Origin of the sequence: Massilia sp. LjRoot122 (assembly GCF_964252725.1) — a bacterium.
Classification (GTDB): Bacteria; Pseudomonadota; Gammaproteobacteria; order Burkholderiales; family Burkholderiaceae_D; genus Telluria.
Map to the genome: position 1 here is coordinate 3,056,112 of NZ_CAXUPB020000001.1, position 15,672 is coordinate 3,071,783.

The 15,672-nt window shown below is 67.3% G+C and carries 13 protein-coding genes; 6 read left to right on the forward strand and 7 right to left on the reverse strand.

Annotated elements, in window-relative coordinates; genetic code table 11:
• Positions 1 to 267 precede the first annotated feature (267 nt).
• The 3 genes from ACSQ25_RS13280 to ACSQ25_RS13290 all read right to left on the reverse strand — a co-directional run bounded on the left by ACSQ25_RS13280 (position 268) and on the right by ACSQ25_RS13290 (position 3,056).
• A complete protein-coding gene (locus ACSQ25_RS13280; RefSeq protein ID WP_436106154.1) occupies positions 268 to 615 on the reverse strand; it encodes an Hpt domain-containing protein in 348 nt (115 codons plus the stop codon).
• Between the two features lie 24 nt (positions 616 to 639).
• Positions 640 to 1,290: a uracil phosphoribosyltransferase gene (gene upp, locus ACSQ25_RS13285; protein ID WP_436106155.1), complete on the reverse strand. Its 651-nt coding sequence runs from the start codon at positions 1,288 to 1,290 to the stop codon at positions 640 to 642.
• Positions 1,291 to 1,394: 104 nt separating this feature from the next.
• Complete coding sequence (locus ACSQ25_RS13290) at positions 1,395 to 3,056, reverse strand: isovaleryl-CoA dehydrogenase (RefSeq protein WP_436106156.1); 1,662 nt, start codon at positions 3,054 to 3,056, stop codon at positions 1,395 to 1,397.
• A 345-nt stretch (positions 3,057 to 3,401) separates the two neighbouring features.
• Between ACSQ25_RS13290 and ACSQ25_RS13295 the strand changes: the two genes are divergently transcribed.
• Together ACSQ25_RS13295 and ACSQ25_RS13300 are read left to right on the forward strand one after the other, a co-directional pair.
• On the forward strand, positions 3,402 to 5,135 hold the full coding sequence (locus ACSQ25_RS13295; protein WP_436106157.1) for a putative bifunctional diguanylate cyclase/phosphodiesterase: 1,734 nt from the start codon (positions 3,402 to 3,404) through the stop codon (positions 5,133 to 5,135).
• A complete protein-coding gene (locus ACSQ25_RS13300) occupies positions 5,132 to 6,625 on the forward strand; it encodes an HDOD domain-containing protein (RefSeq protein WP_436106158.1) in 1,494 nt (497 codons plus the stop codon). The genes ACSQ25_RS13295 and ACSQ25_RS13300 overlap by 4 nt, the downstream gene beginning before the upstream one ends.
• A gap of 215 nt (positions 6,626 to 6,840) precedes the next feature.
• Here ACSQ25_RS13300 and aroC read toward each other — a convergent pair whose 3' ends face one another.
• Positions 6,841 to 7,935, reverse strand: a complete 1,095-nt coding sequence (aroC, locus tag ACSQ25_RS13305) for a chorismate synthase (protein ID WP_436106159.1) — start codon at positions 7,933 to 7,935, stop codon at positions 6,841 to 6,843.
• Between the two features lie 205 nt (positions 7,936 to 8,140).
• Here aroC and ACSQ25_RS13310 point away from each other — a divergent pair, with 205 nt between their 5' ends.
• A complete protein-coding gene (locus ACSQ25_RS13310) occupies positions 8,141 to 10,432 on the forward strand; it encodes a GGDEF/EAL domain-containing response regulator (protein ID WP_436106160.1) in 2,292 nt (763 codons plus the stop codon).
• Positions 10,433 to 10,442: 10 nt separating this feature from the next.
• Here the strand turns inward: ACSQ25_RS13310 and ACSQ25_RS13315 are convergent, their stop codons facing one another.
• Positions 10,443 to 10,895 carry a CBS domain-containing protein gene (locus tag ACSQ25_RS13315; RefSeq protein WP_436106161.1) on the reverse strand — a complete coding sequence of 151 codons (453 nt, stop codon included), beginning with the start codon at positions 10,893 to 10,895 and terminating at the stop codon, positions 10,443 to 10,445.
• Positions 10,896 to 11,077: 182 nt separating this feature from the next.
• Here ACSQ25_RS13315 and ACSQ25_RS13320 point away from each other — a divergent pair, with 182 nt between their 5' ends.
• Genes ACSQ25_RS13320 through ACSQ25_RS13330 form a run of 3 tightly spaced genes read left to right on the forward strand, consistent with a single transcriptional unit; the run spans position 11,078 to position 13,525 of the window.
• Positions 11,078 to 12,388, forward strand: coding sequence for an O-acetylhomoserine aminocarboxypropyltransferase (locus tag ACSQ25_RS13320; RefSeq protein ID WP_436106162.1), 1,311 nt, complete (start codon positions 11,078 to 11,080; stop codon positions 12,386 to 12,388).
• 1 nt (position 12,389) lies between these two features.
• On the forward strand, positions 12,390 to 13,223 hold the full coding sequence (locus ACSQ25_RS13325) for an alpha/beta fold hydrolase (protein ID WP_436106163.1): 834 nt from the start codon (positions 12,390 to 12,392) through the stop codon (positions 13,221 to 13,223).
• Positions 13,220 to 13,525 carry an Mpo1-like protein gene (locus tag ACSQ25_RS13330; RefSeq protein WP_436106164.1) on the forward strand — a complete coding sequence of 102 codons (306 nt, stop codon included), beginning with the start codon at positions 13,220 to 13,222 and terminating at the stop codon, positions 13,523 to 13,525. The genes ACSQ25_RS13325 and ACSQ25_RS13330 overlap by 4 nt, the downstream gene beginning before the upstream one ends.
• 10 nt (positions 13,526 to 13,535) lie before the next feature.
• Here the strand turns inward: ACSQ25_RS13330 and ACSQ25_RS13335 are convergent, their stop codons facing one another.
• Together ACSQ25_RS13335 and ACSQ25_RS13340 are read right to left on the reverse strand one after the other, a co-directional pair.
• Positions 13,536 to 14,240: a hypothetical protein gene (locus ACSQ25_RS13335; protein ID WP_436106165.1), complete on the reverse strand. Its 705-nt coding sequence runs from the start codon at positions 14,238 to 14,240 to the stop codon at positions 13,536 to 13,538.
• Positions 14,241 to 14,320: 80 nt separating this feature from the next.
• A complete protein-coding gene (locus tag ACSQ25_RS13340; RefSeq protein WP_436108075.1) occupies positions 14,321 to 15,622 on the reverse strand; it encodes a YihY family inner membrane protein in 1,302 nt (433 codons plus the stop codon).
• Positions 15,623 to 15,672: the final 50 nt, after the last annotated feature.

Below are 15,672 nucleotides of genomic sequence, written 5' to 3' on the forward strand. Positions count from 1 at the left end.
CAGACTGCACTACTATCTACAACCCAACGATCCTGCATTATACCGAATAAAAACGGTGCGACACGCACTTCGCAAAATAAAAAAGCGGGTTTTCGCAACAATTCCCATAAAAATTCCTAACTTCAACTTCAATGGGCGTGTTTTTGTCCGGCAGTAGGGAAAATATAGGCCATCGAGTGGCCGGAAATTTGCGCGGCATCAAACGATTCTGCAATCATGTATTGCGATAGGACATTATCGTGATGCCGCAGTCAGGCTAGCGCTGTCTTAACCGAGGCCGTGCGGATCGCGCCGCGCCGCTTCGACGAACTGGTCCAGCTCTTGCAGCCAGGCGGCCCATTCGCTGGCTGCCACGGCCTCGAAGGTGGTCAGGACGCGCAAGCGCTGCTCGAGCGCGCGCGCATGCTGGCCCAGGCCGCGGTAGCCGAAGGTGACGGCCGAACCGGCCATGGTGTGCAGCATCGCCTGCAGTTCGCTGGCGGCGGCAGCCGGGGCCAGGGGATCGAGCTGGGCGCCGAGCGCACCGAGGCGCTCGAGGATGGCCGGCAGCCGGCCGGCGAAGCTGGCGTTCGCCGAGGCCAGGCGCGAGAAGAACTGCTGGTCCGCCGCGTGCATGGTCTCCCCTCCCCTGGTGCCGGCTTACTTGGTGCCGAAGATGCGGTCGCCGGCGTCGCCCAGGCCGGGCACGATGTAGGCGTCCTCGTTCAGGTGCGAGTCGAGCGAGGCGACGTAGACCTTGACGTCAGGGTGCGACTTCTGGAACACCTCGATGCCTTCGGGCGCGGCCACCAGGGCCAGGAACAGGATCTGCTCGCTCGGCACGCCGCGCTTCTTCAGCACGTCGACCGCGTGCACCGCCGAGTTGCCGGTCGCGACCATCGGATCGCACAGGATGAAGGTGCGCTCGTTGGTATCCGGCAGGCGCACCAGGTATTCGACCGGCTCGTGCGTGTCCGGGTCGCGGAACACGCCGATGTGGCCGACGCGCGCCGACGGCACCAGTTCCAGCAGGCCGTCGCTCATGCCGATGCCGGCACGCAGGATGGGCACGATGGCCAGTTTCTTGCCGGCGATGACCGGGGCCTCGATGGTCATCAGGGGCGTCTGCACGGTGCGGGTGGTCAGCGGCAGGTCGCGCGTGATCTCATACCCCATCAAGAGCGTGATCTCCCGCAGCAGCTCGCGGAACGTGCGCGTGGAGGTGTCGTGCTCGCGCATGTGGGACAGCTTGTGCTGGATGAGCGGGTGGTTCAGGATGAAGAGGTTGGGAAAGCGCGGGTCTTGTTTCATGGTCGATATTAAACTAATCTGGTGTGAAGCCTGGGGCGCCATTATCCCAGCCGCAGGGCAGTTTGTCCTTTTTTTCTGCACATTTCGACAAGTCGGACCGCTGTTCAGGTACGCAGGGCCCGCGCGAGGATCGCCGCGCAGTCGGCCGACGCCGGCAGGCGGCCGAAGGCGCCGCCCGGTTCGCACGCAATACGCGAGGCGACGAAGGCGTCGGCCACATAGTCCGGTGCATGGCGCAACAGCAGCGCCGCCTGCAGCGCCAGCACCAGGCGCTCGGCCAGGCGGCGCGCGCCGCCCTCGTCCCGGGCCAGGGCCGGCAGCTCGTCGAGCAACCGCTGCGCATAGGCGCCAAAGCGGGCATCGAGGCCGGCGGCGGGCATCAGCTCGCCGGCCAGGGCCGCGCGCGCCTCGGGCAGCGACTTGCCGAGCGCCCGCAGCACATCCAGGCACATGACGTTGCCCGAACCTTCCCAGATCGAATTCACCGGAAGTTCACGGTAGATACGCGCCAGCGGACCATCCTCGACGTAGCCGTTGCCGCCCATGACTTCCATCGCCTCGGCCCCGAAGGCCGGGCCGCGCTTGCAGATCCAGTACTTGCCGGCCGGGGTCAGGATGCGCCCCAGCAGGGCCTGGGCCGGATCGTCCTGTTCGTCGAAACAGCGCGCCAGGCGCAGCGCAAAGGCGGTGGCGGCCTCGGATTCCAGCGCGAGGTCGGCCAGCACGTTCTGCATCAGGGGCTGTTCACTGAGCAGCCGTCCGAAGGCGCTGCGCCCGCGCGCGTGGTGCAGCGCGTGGCACAGGGCGGCGCGCATGATGCCGGCGCTGCCCAGCACGCAATCGAGCCGGGTGTAGCCGCCCATCTCGAGGATGGTCGGAATGCCCCGTCCCGGCTCGCCGACCATCCAGCCGACGGCGTCGTGGAACTCGACTTCGGACGAGGCATTGGAGCGGTTGCCCAGCTTGTCCTTGAGGCGCTGCACGCGGATCGCGTTGCGGCTGCCGTCCGGCAGGAAGCGCGGCACGAAGAAGCAGCTCAGGCCCGCGCTGCCGCCATCGTCGGTCTGGGCCAGGATCAGGTGCGCGTCCGACTGCGGCACCGAGAAGAACCATTTGTGGCCGACGATGCGCCAGCCGCCCTCGTGCGCCTCGCCGGGCGGCAGCGGTGTGGCGCGGGTGGTGTTGGCGCGTACGTCGCTCCCGCCCTGCTTCTCGGTCATCCCCATGCCGATCAGGGCGCCGCGCTTTTGCGCGATGGGCAGCGAGCGCGGGTCGTACTCGCTCGAGAGGATCTTGGGCAGCCATTCGGCAGCCAGGCCGGGCGCGCGGCGCAGCGCCGGCACCGAGGCGAAAGTCATCGTTACCGGGCACTGCGCGCCGTTTTCCACTTGCCCGAACAGCAGGTACTGGGCGGCACGCGCGACCTGGGCGCCCGCACGCGGCGCGCGCCAGGGCGCGGCGTGGGCGCCGGCCCCGATCAGCAGCGCCATCAGCTGGTGCCAGGCCGGATGAAACTCGATCTCGTCGACCCGCTTGCCCATGCGGTCATAGCTCACCAGGCGCGGACCGTTGACGTTGGCCAGGCGCGCCAGGTCGAGGACTTCCGCGCGGCCGAGTTCGGCCCCGAGGGCATCCAGGTCTTCCCTGGCCCAGCCGGCTCCCTCGCGCTCGACCGCTTCCAGCAGCGCCGGGTCGCAGCGGAACAGGTTCACGTCCGCGAAGGACGGGGCCTGGTTCAGGATCTCGTGGGTGTCGAAGGGGTTCATTTTTCGCTCTTTCAACCGATAAGCATAGGGAAGACCGCCGCTAAGTGTTGCAAGCTGACATCAAATTAGACTTAGTCAACCAGCATTAATTTGCTAGAGAGCAATAATCGGCGACAATAGTCGTGTACATATCGCTTGTCCAGACTGCAACAACGCTAACGCAAAGGCTGAATCAACGCAAGCCGCTGCGTTAGGACAAAAGACGGGCGAAACGCGAGCGGGCTTGTGATTTTTAATGCCTCTCGGAATCTTTCAATGCTAGAGTCAGCCTTGGTTTGGTAGACTTGCATGGTTTACACGTGTCCTGTCAGCGCGTGCCAGTAACAACAAGGCAGACATTAAAGAATGCACACCAGTTCCAGCGCCGCCAAATTCGAGCCCCGCAAGCAGCCACTTTCGCTGCTCGACAGCCTGCTCGAAGCGGCCGGCGACATCGTGTTCCGCGTCACCCTCGGTGGCCAGGTGCGCGCCGCCAGCCGCCGCGCCCTGACACTGAGCGGCGTGGAACCGGGCGGCCGCCCGCTGGTGTCGCTGGTCCATGACGTCGACCAGCCGGCGCTGCGCAATGCCCTGGTCAGCGCCGGCGCGAGCGGCGACCCGGCCCTGCTCGAAGCGCGCTTCCGCTGCGGCGAGCGCGACATCTGGTTCGAACTGCGCATCGCCCTGATCACCTCCGGCGACGATGCCCCGCTGCTCGTCGTCGGCCGCGACATGTCGGCCCAGCACGCCACCGAAGAGCGCCTGCGCCACATGGCGACCCACGATTCGCTCACCGAACTGCCGAACCGGGTCCTGCTGTCGGACCGCATCCGCATGGTGATCGCCAATGCACGGCGTTCGGGCCAGGGCTTCGCGGTCGCGACCATCGGCCTGGACGGCTTCAAGAAGGTCAACGACGGCCTCGGCCACGCGGTCGGCGACGCCGTGCTGCGCATGGCCGCGGGCCGCCTGCGCCGCACCCTGCGCGACAGCGACACCCTGGCCCGGGTCGGCGGCGACGAATTCGTCGCGGTCCTGCCGGGATCCGCCAACGAGGCCCAGATCAAGCTGGTCACCGGGCGCCTGATGGCCGCCCTGCAGTCGCCCTTCGAGATCGACGGCCATACCATCTACCTGGCCGGCTCGATCGGCGTGGCCACCTACCCGGAACATGCCGAGGACGAAGTGCGGCTGGTGACGCTGGCCGACACCGCCATGTCGCGCGCCAAGGAGACCGGCAAGGCGCGCGCCGTCACCTACAGCCAGCGCGACCAGGGCCCGCCCGAGCACGACATCTCGCTCGAGGCGGCCATGTTCAATGCGGTGCGCGAAGGCGAATTCCAGCTCTACTACCAGCCGATCGTCGATGCGCGCAGCCGTACGATCGAAGGCTTCGAGACCCTGATGCGCTGGAAGCACCCGACCCTCGGAATGGTGCCGCCGGTGCGCTTCATCCCGATCGCCGAGACCAACGGCCTGATCAACCTGCTGGGCGCCTGGGCGCTGAAAGCGGCCTGCATGCAGATTCGCCAGTTCGAGGAAGTGGCCGGGCGCGAGCTGTACATCTCGGTCAACATCAGCCCGCGCCAGTTCAGGAGCGACAGGTTCCTGACGGTGCTGGACGATGCGCTGGCGCTGTCCGGCACCCCGGGCAGCAAGCTGGTGCTCGAGATCACCGAAGGCACGCTGATGGTCGACCCGGTGCATGCCGAGGCGGTGCTGGCCAAGATGGCCGAGCGCGGCGCCCGCATCGCGATCGACGACTTCGGCACCGGCTATTCGTCGCTGGCCTACCTGAAGCGCTTCCCGATCTCGGTGCTGAAGGTCGACCGCGCCTTCGTGAAGGACCTGCCGGGCGCCGAGAAGGACGCGGCGATCTGCAACGCGGTGCTCGACCTGGCCAAGCACCTCGACCTGTCGGTGGTTGCCGAAGGGGTCGAGACCGAAGCGCAGCTGGCCTGGCTCTCCGATCTCGGCTGCCACTACGTGCAGGGCTACCTGACCGGCAAGCCGATGCCGGCCCATGTGGCGCTCACTGCGCTCAAAGAAAATCTCTACACAGAATTACTGCCGGCCGACTTCCGGGCGGTCAAACCATGACGACACTAGCCGATACCGCGCGCACGCCCCGGGCCGAAGCCACCCTGTCCCTGCTGTGGGAGCGCATCCGCAGGCAGGGAGACATGCCGGGCTTCACCAAGGCCATCAACGCGATCCTCGCATCCATGCGCGGCGAGGACGAGCGCGAGTTCTCGATGACCCAGACGGTGCTGTCGGATCCGGTCCTCACCCAGAAGGTGCTGCGGCTCGCCAACAGCGGGATGTATTCGGCCTTTGGCCAGCGCATCAACACGGTGTCGAAGGCAGTGCTGGTGCTCGGCACCGAAGCCATCGGCCACCTGGCGCTGGGCCTGAAGCTGATCGAGGAATTATCCAAGTCCACGCCCGACACGGAGAGCGCCCACATCGAGATGGAGAAGGCGGTGCTGGCCGGGATGGTGGCGCAGCAGGTCGCGGCCAGCGCGGTATCGCGCGACCCCGAGGAAGCGGTGGTGTGCTCGATCCTGCATTCGCTCGGCCGCATGATGGTCACCTTCTACATGCCGGAGCGCTGGCTCCAGCTGCGCGAAACGGCGGGCGCGGGCCGCGAGGAGCTGGCCGCCGAAGCGCAGCTCGGCCTGTCGCTGGAAGCCATCGGCCGCGCCACCGCCGAACACTGGGGCCTGCCGCATAACCTGGTAGCCGGCATGCGCCGCGTCGAACCGGGCGAACGCAGCGAAGGTTTCGGCCACGACGACTGGCTGGCCGCACTCGGCACCATGTCGACCCAGGCCGCGGACGCGCTGTGGCACGACGACGATGCCACCGCCACCCGCGTGGCGGCGCTGGCCGAGAGTTTCGCACCGATGCTGGGTGTGGAAACGGCCGGCCTGCTCGGCGCCATCGACAAGGCGCGCGAGACCGCCGCCACCGACCTGACGATCGCCCCGCTGGCCAAGCCGGCCGAGAAGCGCGCCAAGCTGGCAGCCGCCACCCGCAAGCGCATGGCCGGCAACAAGGTCTTGATGAGCGGCGTGGCCGACATGCGCGATGCCGGCATCAACGCGACGCCGGGCCAGATGATGTCGATGGCGCTCGAGACCATCCACAAGGGCCTGTCCTTCACCCGCTCCTTCGCTTTCCTGCGGAACCGCCGCGAAGGACGCTATTGCGCGCGCCTGGGCCTGGGCGAAGGCAGCAAGGGGCTGCTGCCGAACCTGGTGTTCGACGACGCCTACGAACCGAACGTGTTCCATGCGGCGCTGGGCAGCGACCGCGTGATCTTCATCGAGAACGCGCGCGATCCCAAGTTCGCGGCCAAGCTGCCGGGCTGGTGGAAAGAAGCGCTGAACGACGCCCGCTGCTTCGTCGTGATCCCGCTGTGCGCGCACGGCCAGCCGGCCGGCTTCATCTACGGCGAATGGGACGACAGCTTCCCGACGGTGGTGCTGAGCCAGACGGAGTTTTCGCTGCTGAACGATTTGCGCGGGCTGGTGGTGCGCACCGTCGAGCGGCGGCATCAAACCGAGGCAGTCGCGACGCGGGTGTGAGTCCTCGCGCCGTCACTGCGAGCTTAAGTACCTTTAGCTTGTAGACCGTCGTTCCGGCGAAGGCCGGAACCCAAGTTCGTTCCGCCGCCGCCATCGCATCCGCGAAGCGCCATCACTACTCTACGGAATTGGGTCCCGGCCTTCGCCGGGACGACGTTGAATAGGCTGGTTGTTTGCGGGATGTGCGGCTTCGGCGAAGCCGCAGGCCGAAACGATCACCCCAGCTTCGGCGTCCCCACCTTCACATCCCCGCACTGCGCCCGGTGCATCAGCGCATGGTCGATCAGCACCAGCGCCAGCATGGCCTCGGCGATCGGCGTCGCGCGAATGCCGACACAGGGGTCGTGGCGGCCGAAGGTCTCGACCATTACCGGGTTCCCGTCCTTGTCGATCGAGCGGCGCGGCGTGCGGATCGAGGACGTCGGCTTGATCGCGATCGAGACCGTGATGTCCTGCCCCGTCGAAATCCCGCCCAGCACCCCGCCGGCATTGTTCCCGACGAAGCCTTCCGGCGTCAGCTCGTCGCCGTGCTCCGAGCCTTTCTGCGCCACCGACGCGAAGCCGGCGCCGATCTCCACGCCCTTGACGGCATTGATGCCCATCATCGCGTAGGCGATGTCGGCGTCCAGCTTGTCGTAGATCGGCTGGCCCCAGCCTACCGGGACACCACGCGCCACGACGTCGATGCGCGCGCCGATCGAATCGCCGGCGCGGCGCAGCTCGTCCATCGCGGCCTCCATGCGCGCCAGCAGGTCGGCGTCGGCGGTCGCCGCAAAGAAGGGATTCGCATGCACGTGCTCGAAGGACTGGAAAGGCACGGCGATGTCGCCCAGCTGGGTCATGCAGCCGAAGAACTCGGTGCCGAACTGCTCGCGCAGCCATTTCTTCGCCACCGCGCCCGCGCCCACCACCGGGGCGGTCAGGCGCGCCGACGAGCGGCCACCGCCGCGCGGATCGCGCACGCCGTACTTGTGCCAGTAGGTGTAGTCGGCATGGCCGGGGCGGAAGGTTTCGGTGATATTGCCGTAGTCCTTGCTGCGCTGGTCTTCGTTCTGGATCAGGAGCGCGATCGGGGTGCCGGTCGTGACGCCCTGGTAGACGCCCGACAGGATCTGCACCCGGTCCGCTTCCTGGCGCTGCGTCACGTGGCGCGAGGTGCCGGGCTTGCGGCGGTCCAGCTCGGGCTGGATGTCGGCTTCGCTCAAGGCCATGCCGGGCGGGCAGCCGTCGATGACGCAGCCGATGGCCGGGCCGTGCGACTCGCCAAAAGTGGTTACGGAGAACAGCTTGCCGAAGGAGTTACCGGACATGGTGGGTCTGTTTTCAAAATAGTGGGTTTGTCATTCTACCAGCCTGGCGGCAAGGGTGAGGAAGCGGCCCTCTGAGCATTTGCTCCCGAAAACAGTTGCCGTAAGGATACATTTTTCTTGTATCGGCCGGTTCCGGGGCTTACATATTGGCAATTGCATATATACTGGCTGCTCCAAAAGCCCAGCCACACTGGAGATGTAGCGCATGTCTGCCCCGATGCCGCCCTCAGGCACAATGACCGAAGCCGGAGAAAATCGCGCACTGGACCGCGATGAGCTCGTCTTCGTCGACGAGGCTGATGCCCCCGTGCCTGTGAAATCCGCTGCGGCCTGGCGCATCCTGGTCGTGGACGACGATGCCGACGTGCATTCGACCACCACCTTCGCCCTGAAGAACGTCGAGATGCAGGGCCGTCCGCTGGAATTCCTGCACGCCTACTCGGCGCGCGAAGCGCGCGGCCTGCTCGAACGCGAACCCGACATCGCCGTGATCCTGCTCGACGTGGTGATGGAGCGTCCCGACGCCGGCCTGCAGCTGGTGCGCCAGATCCGCGAAGAGCTGGGCATGATCGAGGTCCGCATCATCCTGCGCACCGGCCAGCCGGGCTATGCGCCCGAGATCGAGGCCATCCGCGGCTATGACATCAACGATTACCGCACCAAGTCCGAACTCACGCGCACCAAGCTGTATACGGCGGTCGCCGCCGCGGTGCGCTCCTACCAGCAGCTGCGCGCCCTCGACGCCAGCCGCGCGGGACTCGAACAGATCGTCGAGGCCGGCGCCTCCCTGATGGCGCTGCACGGCGTGCGCGATGTGGCCCAGGGCGTGCTGCGCCAGGCCGCCATCCTGCTCGGGCAGGCGCCCGCCGGCGTGCTGTGCGTGCGCGAGAGCGGCCAGGGCCGCCCCGACGTCCTGCACGTGGTCGCCGCCGCCGGCGAGCATGCCCAGCTCGAAGGACGCGAACTGAGTCCGCAGCGCCACCCGGCGCTGGCGGACGCGGTCGGACGCACGCTCGGCACGCGCGGCGGCCTCCATGCCGAGGGCTGGCTGTCGCTGCATTTCCCCGGCAAGGCCGGGCGCGATTTCGCCGCCTGCATTCCCTTCGAGCGCAAGGTCGGCGACATCGAGCGCCGCCTGCTCGACGTGTTCGCCAGCGTGGTGGCGGTCGGCCTGGACAACGTGGAGCTGGTGACGCACCTGAACCTGGCCGCCTTCCGCGACCAGCTCACCGGCCTGCCGAACCGCACCCGCCTGGTCGAGCTGGTCGACGCGCTGCTGGCCAGTCCGCAGCGCGGCAGCGCCACGCTCGCGCTGGTCGACCTCGACCACTTTGCCGAGACCAACGACGCGCTCGGCCACCACTTCGGCGACCTGTTGCTGGTCGCGGTGGGCAAGCGCCTGGAATCGCGTCTCAAGTCTGGAAGCGATGCGCAGCTGGAAGTGGCGCGCATCGGCGGCGACATCTTCTGCGTGCTGGGCGACGCCGGCGCGGTGCAGCCGGCCGCGATCCAGGACCTGTTCCGCGTGCCCTTCCATATCGACGGCCAGGACGTGCAGGTCTCGGCCACGCTCGGCCTGGTACGCCTGGTCGAACACGAGGGCAGCGGCACCGACGCGCTCAAGGATGCCGACATCGCGCTCAAGCGCGCCAAGTCGCAGCAGCGCGCCGGCCACTTCTATTTTTCACGCAGCATGGGCGTCGAGATCCGCGAACGGGTGCGCATGATGCACGCCCTGCGCAGCGGCTTCCAGCGCGGCGAGCTGTTCCTGGCCTACCAGCCTCAGGTCGACCTCGCCACCAACCGCCCCTTCGGCGCCGAAGCGCTGCTGCGCTGGCGCACCGAAGACGGGCGCCTGGTGGGTCCGGACCGCTTCATCCCGATCGCCGAGTATTCCGGCCTGATCGTCGACATCGGCGAATGGGTGCTGCGCCAGGCCCTGGCGGAACTGGTGCGCCTGCGCGCGGCCGGGCACCGCGCGTTCACGATGTCGGTGAACGTCTCGCAGGTGCAGTTCCGCCACCCGCAGTTCCTCGACATGCTGCGCCGCGCACTCGACGATTCCAGGGCCCCGCCCGAGTTCGTGGAACTGGAAATCACCGAATCGATGGCGATGGAAGAGCCGGCGCTGCTGGTCGAGAAGCTGGCGCAGATCAAGCGCACCGGCGTGTCGATCGCGATCGACGACTTCGGCACCGGCTTCTCCTCGCTGTCGCACCTGCAGCGGCTGCAGGTGGACCGCCTCAAGATCGACCGCACCTTCGTTACCGAAATCACCGGCTCGGCGCGCGGCAGCAGCATCGCCGAAATGGTGATCCAGCTGGGCAGCAACCTGGGACTGTCGGTGATTGCGGAAGGGGTCGAGGATGAACGCCAGGCGCACATCCTGCGTTCGCTGGGCTGCCCGCTGGCGCAGGGCTTCCTGTTCGCGCGGCCCCTGACGCCGGAGGCGCTGCTGGCGTGGCTGGGGGACCAGGCGCTGACGCAGGCGGCCTGATCCCGGCAAATCAGTCTTCGGTCGCCTGCTCGGCCGGCCAGTCGCGGATATACGCTTTCAGCATGCGGTTCTCGAAGCTCTGCGCTTCCAGCACCGCCTTGGCCACATCATAGAACGAGATCACGCCCAGCAGGGTGCGGGCATTCATCACCGGCAGGTAGCGCGCGTGCTTTTCCAGCATGATGCGGCGCACTTCGTTGACTTCGGTGTCCGGGGTGACGGTGATGGGGCTGTCGTCCATCACCTTGCGCACGGTGCCCGAACCGAGGGTGCCGCCCTGCGCATGCAACTCCTTGATCACTTCGCGGAAGGTCAGCATGCCGACCAGGTCGCCGTATTCCATGACGACGAGCGAGCCGATGTCCTTCTCTGCCATCGTCTCGGCCGCTTGCAGCAGCGGCATGTCGGGCGTGACGGTATAGAGGATTTCGCCTTTCACCTGCAGGATCTCGGAGACTTTCATGGTGGCCACCCCGTCCGGTTGGTTTGTAATTGCAGCAATATTTGTATAACTCATAACTCCGACTGTAGCCGATGCCCGTCAAAAAATCCAGCATCGCACTGATTTGGTGAGACGCAATGTTGCGCAAGCATAAATAGATGCTAGGATGCGGCCCATCGCGTTCCATGGATGAGACAACAACGATGAGCGGTCCCCACTATCCCGGCTTCGATACGCTGGCCCTGCACGCGGGCAGCACGCCCGACCCGAGCACCGGCGCGCGCGCCACGCCGATCCATTTCACGTCTTCGTTCGCCTTCCGCGATTCCGACCACGCGGCCGCCCTGTTCAACATGGAACGCGCCGGCCACGTCTACTCGCGCATCTCGAACCCGACCAACGCGGTGCTGGAAGAACGCATCGCCGCGCTCGAGGGCGGCGTCGCCGGCATCGCCACCGCCAGCGGCCAGGCCGCGATGCACCTGGGCCTGGCCACCATCGCCGGCGCCGGCAGCCACGTGGTCGCCTCGCGCGCGCTGTACGGCGGCGCCCACAACCTGCTGCACTACACGCTGCGCCGCTTCGGCATCGAGACCAGCTTCGTCGACCCGCGCGACCTGGATGCCTGGCGCGCCGCGATCCGGCCGAACACCAGGCTGCTGTTCGGCGAGACGCTCGGCAACCCGGGGCTCGACGTGCTCGACATCCCCGCCATCGCCGCCATCGCGCACGAGCAGCACCTGCCGCTGATGGTGGACGCGACCTTCACCACGCCTTATCTGCAGCGGCCCTTCGAACTGGGCGCCGACCTGCTGTTCCATTCGGCCACCAAGTTCCTGTGCGGCCACGGCACCGCGATCGGCGGCCTGCTGGTCGACGGCGGGACCTTCGACTGGGACGCCGCCCACGCGGCCAGCGGACGCTTCCCGGAACTGTGCGAACCCTACGAGGGCTTCCACGGCATGGTATTCGCGGAAGAATCGACGGTCGGCGCCTTCGCGCTGCGCGCCCGCCGCGAAGGCCTGCGCGACTTCGGTGCGGCGATGAGCCCGCACAACGCCTTCGCCATCCTGCAGGGCATCGAGACGCTCGGCCTGCGCATGGATCGCCACGTCGCCAACACCCGCCGCGTCATCGACTTCCTCCTGTCGCACCCGGCCGTCGAATCGGTCTCCTACCCGGAACTGGCATCGCACCCGGACCACGCGCTCGCCCAGCGCCTGCTGCCGAAGGGCTGCGGTGCCGTGTTCACCTTCACCCTGAAGGGCGACCGCGCCGCCGGCCGCCGCTTCGCCGACGGACTGCAGGTGTTTTCACACCTTGCCAACGTGGGCGATGCGAAATCGCTCGTGATCCACCCCGCCTCGACCACGCATTTCCGGGTCCCAAGCGAGCAGCTGGCGGCCGCCGGCATCAACGAGGGCACGATGCGCCTGTCGGTCGGCCTGGAAGATCCGGAGGACCTGATCGACGATCTGAAACGCGCGCTGAAACTGGCACAGAAGGGAGCCTGAGATGCAATTCGATATCGATGGCGCCAATGCCTACGCCTACACCGGCGGCAAGGCCTTCGACCCGGCCCTGCCGGCGGTAGTCTTCATCCATGGCGCGCAGAACGACCACTCGGTGTGGGCGCTGCAGAGCCGCTACCTGGCCCACCATGGGTATGCGGTATTGGCCGTGGACCTGCCTGGCCATGGGCGCAGCGCCGGTCCGGCCCTGCAGAGGGTGGAGGCGATGGCGGACTGGGTCATCGCACTCATGCGCGCGGCCGGCGTGCGCCGCGCGCTGCTGGCCGGCCACAGCATGGGTTCGCTGATCGCACTGGAGGCAAGCCGCGGCGCGCCCGGCATGGTCGCCGGCCTGGCCCTGCTCGGCACGACCTACCCGATGAAGGTCGCCGACGCCCTGCTCGAGACCGCGCGCACGGATGAACAGGCGGCGATCGACATGGTCAACATCTGGTCGCACTCGTCGATCGCGCACAAGCCGTCCTGCCCCGGCCCGGGCTTTTCGGTGATGGGCGGCGCGCGCCGCCTGATGCAGCGCATGTCGGCGCGCAATCCGGACCAGTTGTTCTACACGGATTTTGCGGCCTGCAACAGCTATGCCGGAGGCGAGGCGGCGGCCGGCGCGGTGCGCTGCCCCAGCCTGTTCGTCTTCGGCAGCAAGGACGTGATGACGCCGCCGCGCTCGACGAAACTGCTGACTGGCACGATCGCCCATGGCAAAATCGTCACCGTGGACGCCGGCCACCAGATGATGGCCGAAGCGCCCGACGCGGTGCTCGAGGCCCTGGCGGGTTTCGCCGCGTCGATTCCTTTCGCGGAGATTCAGGAGACGCCATGACGGCCCGATACGCCAGCTTTGCGGAGTTCTATCCGTACTACCTGACCCAGCACGCCGACCGGCGCTGCCGGCGCGCCCACTTCATCGGCACCTCCTCGGCGATCGCGGCGATCGCCCAGTACATCGACAGCCTGAACGCCTGGTGGCTGCTGTTCGCGGTCCTCAGCGGCTACGGCGGCGCCTGGATCGGCCACTTCTTCTACGAGAAGAACAGGCCGGCCTCGTTCTCCCAACCCTGGTTCTCGTTCCGCGCCGACTGGGTGATGTACTGGCAGATGCTGACGGGCAAGCTCAGCTGGTAAGCACAGCCGCTCAGATCATCTCGTGCCAGGTGGCCTTCGACGCGTAGGCGCCGGTGTATTCGCACAGCAGGCTGTCGTATTCCGCCACCTGCCTGCCCTTCTCGTTCAGGACGTAGTGGAACTGCCGGCACGGCATTGCACCGATCGGATGGGCGCCGGTGGCAGTGACCACCCCATCGTACTTGTTGCCCTTCCACTTCAGGCTCTCGCCTTCCTTCAGGGCGACCAGCATCTTCGCGAACTGATCGACGTAGTTGCCGCCGCGGCTATCCTTGACCAGCGAGCGCCAGCCCCAGGCGTCCGGCCAGTAACCGCCTTCGCAGTCCTTGCAGCGGACCTTGCTGGCCTCGACGAAGGCCGCCTTGGCGGCTTTGGCTTTCGAGAATGTGAGGTCGGTCTCGTTGTAGACCGGACAGGTATTCTCGGGCCACAGCGTTTCCGGCTGGTAGCCCTCCGGGCGCGTGCCGATCGCGAGCGTCGTGCCTTTCATGCGCGCGCAGCCGGGTGGAGGCGCAGCTGGCGCTGCGGCAGTGCCGGGCTGGGTCACGCTCCTGGCCGCGGAATCGACCGCGCCGGTCACCGCCTTATGGACCTGGCCGGCCACGGCCTGGCGGGCGGCATCGGCCGCGACGTTCTTGAGGAAATCGCCGAACTGGGCGTGGCTGTCGAGGGAGACGCCGGCGCTCAGCACCAGCAGCAGGGAAAGACGTTTCATGGAGGGCTCGCATGGAATCAGGATGCCGCGCAGTGTAGTGCGCGGCCCTGCCGCCGTGACCCATCCTCGGTGGGGGGACTTTAGGAAGAGGCCCCGAAGTGCGCCGCCAGCGACTGTTCCAGCCCGTCCTCGACCGCGGCTTCCACCTGCCGCGCCAGGGCCGCCGTATCGAGGGCCAGCGGGGTCGCCGGCGCGCTGTCGCCGCCGCCCGCTTCGAACACGAACAAACGGTAGACGTCGGCCAGGCGCAGCTTGCCGGGATCGGCCAGCAGCACCCAGTTGTCGACGTTCTCGCGCGCGCCGCGTCCCCAGCGCGCCCGGGCCGGCAACTCGTCCTGCACCCGGCCGACCCAGCCGGCCGCCACCATCTTCTCGAGCAGCATCGACATCTCGTCGTAGCCGATGCGGGTATGGGCCCGGATCGCCGCGCTCGACACCAGCGCCGTTCCGGTCAGCTGCGAACTGCCGTACAAGACCTTGAGCACCGCCATCGCGTCCACGAAGGCGCTGCCGGGCGCGGGCTGGTGCTTCCAGCGTTCGTACTTGACTACCGGCAGCGCCGCCGCCAGCACCGCGCCCAGCAGGGTGATCAGCCAGGACAGGTAGATCCAGACCAGGAACAGCGGCAGCGCGGCCAGGGCGCCATAGATGATCGCGTAAGTCGGGAACTGGCGGATGAACAGCGCGAACCCGCGCTTGGCGATCTCGAAGGCGATCGCCGCCGCCAGCCCGCCCCACAGCGCATCGCGCCAGACCACGCGCCGGTTCGGCACCGCCATGTAGAGCAGCGTGTAGGCGCCGGTGGTCAGGGCGATCGATACCAGGGTATAGAACAGCGCGCCGACGAAAGGCAGGGATTTCACCAGGCCGCCGGTGGCGCTGAACAGCTGGCCGGTGGCGGTGAGCGAGAGCCCGAACAGGATCGGGCCGAGCGTGATCAGGGCCCAGTAGATCAGCACCCGCTGCGACCACGGACGCGGACGGCGCACGCCCCAGATCTGGTTGAAGGCGCGCTCGATCATGCCCATCATGGCGGTCGTGGTCAGCAGCAGGAGCACGGCGCCGAGCAGGGACAGGCCCTTGGCCTTGCTGGCGAACTGGGTCAGGTTGGAACTGATGGTGTTGGCGATCGCCTTCGGCATCAGGGTCTGCACGAACCAGGTGTCGAGGGCCGTGCGCAGCTGGCCGAAGACCGGGAAGGTGGTCAGGATCGCCAGCACGATGGTCAACAGGGGCACCAGGGCCAGCGTGGTGGTGAAGGTCAGGCTGCCTGCCACCTGCGGCAGTTTTTCCTCGCGCAGGCGGCGCCGCGCGAAGCCCAGCAGGTCGCGGGTTTCACCCAGGGTGAGGCCGCGCGCGCGGTCGACGCCGAGGGCCAGCATATCGGTGGTGGAGCGCGACAGGGAGTGGACGGTTTTGGAAAGCATCGGGT

Excerpts from the sequence above, each read along its gene's own strand:
- ACSQ25_RS13280 (WP_436106154.1), bottom strand. The coding sequence starts at position 615 with ATGCACGCGGCGGACCAGCAGTTCTTCTCGCGCCTGGCCTCGGCGAAC.
- upp (WP_436106155.1), bottom strand. The coding sequence starts at position 1,290 with ATGAAACAAGACCCGCGCTTTCCCAACCTCTTCATCCTGAACCACCCG.
- ACSQ25_RS13290 (WP_436106156.1), bottom strand. The coding sequence starts at position 3,056 with ATGAACCCCTTCGACACCCACGAGATCCTGAACCAGGCCCCGTCCTTC.
- ACSQ25_RS13295 (WP_436106157.1), top strand. The coding sequence starts at position 3,402 with ATGCACACCAGTTCCAGCGCCGCCAAATTCGAGCCCCGCAAGCAGCCA.
- ACSQ25_RS13300 (WP_436106158.1), top strand. The coding sequence starts at position 5,132 with ATGACGACACTAGCCGATACCGCGCGCACGCCCCGGGCCGAAGCCACC.
- aroC (WP_436106159.1), bottom strand. The coding sequence starts at position 7,935 with ATGTCCGGTAACTCCTTCGGCAAGCTGTTCTCCGTAACCACTTTTGGC.
- ACSQ25_RS13310 (WP_436106160.1), top strand. The coding sequence starts at position 8,141 with ATGTCTGCCCCGATGCCGCCCTCAGGCACAATGACCGAAGCCGGAGAA.
- ACSQ25_RS13315 (WP_436106161.1), bottom strand. The coding sequence starts at position 10,895 with ATGAAAGTCTCCGAGATCCTGCAGGTGAAAGGCGAAATCCTCTATACC.
- ACSQ25_RS13320 (WP_436106162.1), top strand. The coding sequence starts at position 11,078 with ATGAGCGGTCCCCACTATCCCGGCTTCGATACGCTGGCCCTGCACGCG.
- ACSQ25_RS13325 (WP_436106163.1), top strand. The coding sequence starts at position 12,390 with ATGCAATTCGATATCGATGGCGCCAATGCCTACGCCTACACCGGCGGC.
- ACSQ25_RS13330 (WP_436106164.1), top strand. The coding sequence starts at position 13,220 with ATGACGGCCCGATACGCCAGCTTTGCGGAGTTCTATCCGTACTACCTG.
- ACSQ25_RS13335 (WP_436106165.1), bottom strand. The coding sequence starts at position 14,240 with ATGAAACGTCTTTCCCTGCTGCTGGTGCTGAGCGCCGGCGTCTCCCTC.
- ACSQ25_RS13340 (WP_436108075.1), bottom strand. The coding sequence starts at position 15,622 with ATGCTGGCCCTCGGCGTCGACCGCGCGCGCGGCCTCACCCTGGGTGAA.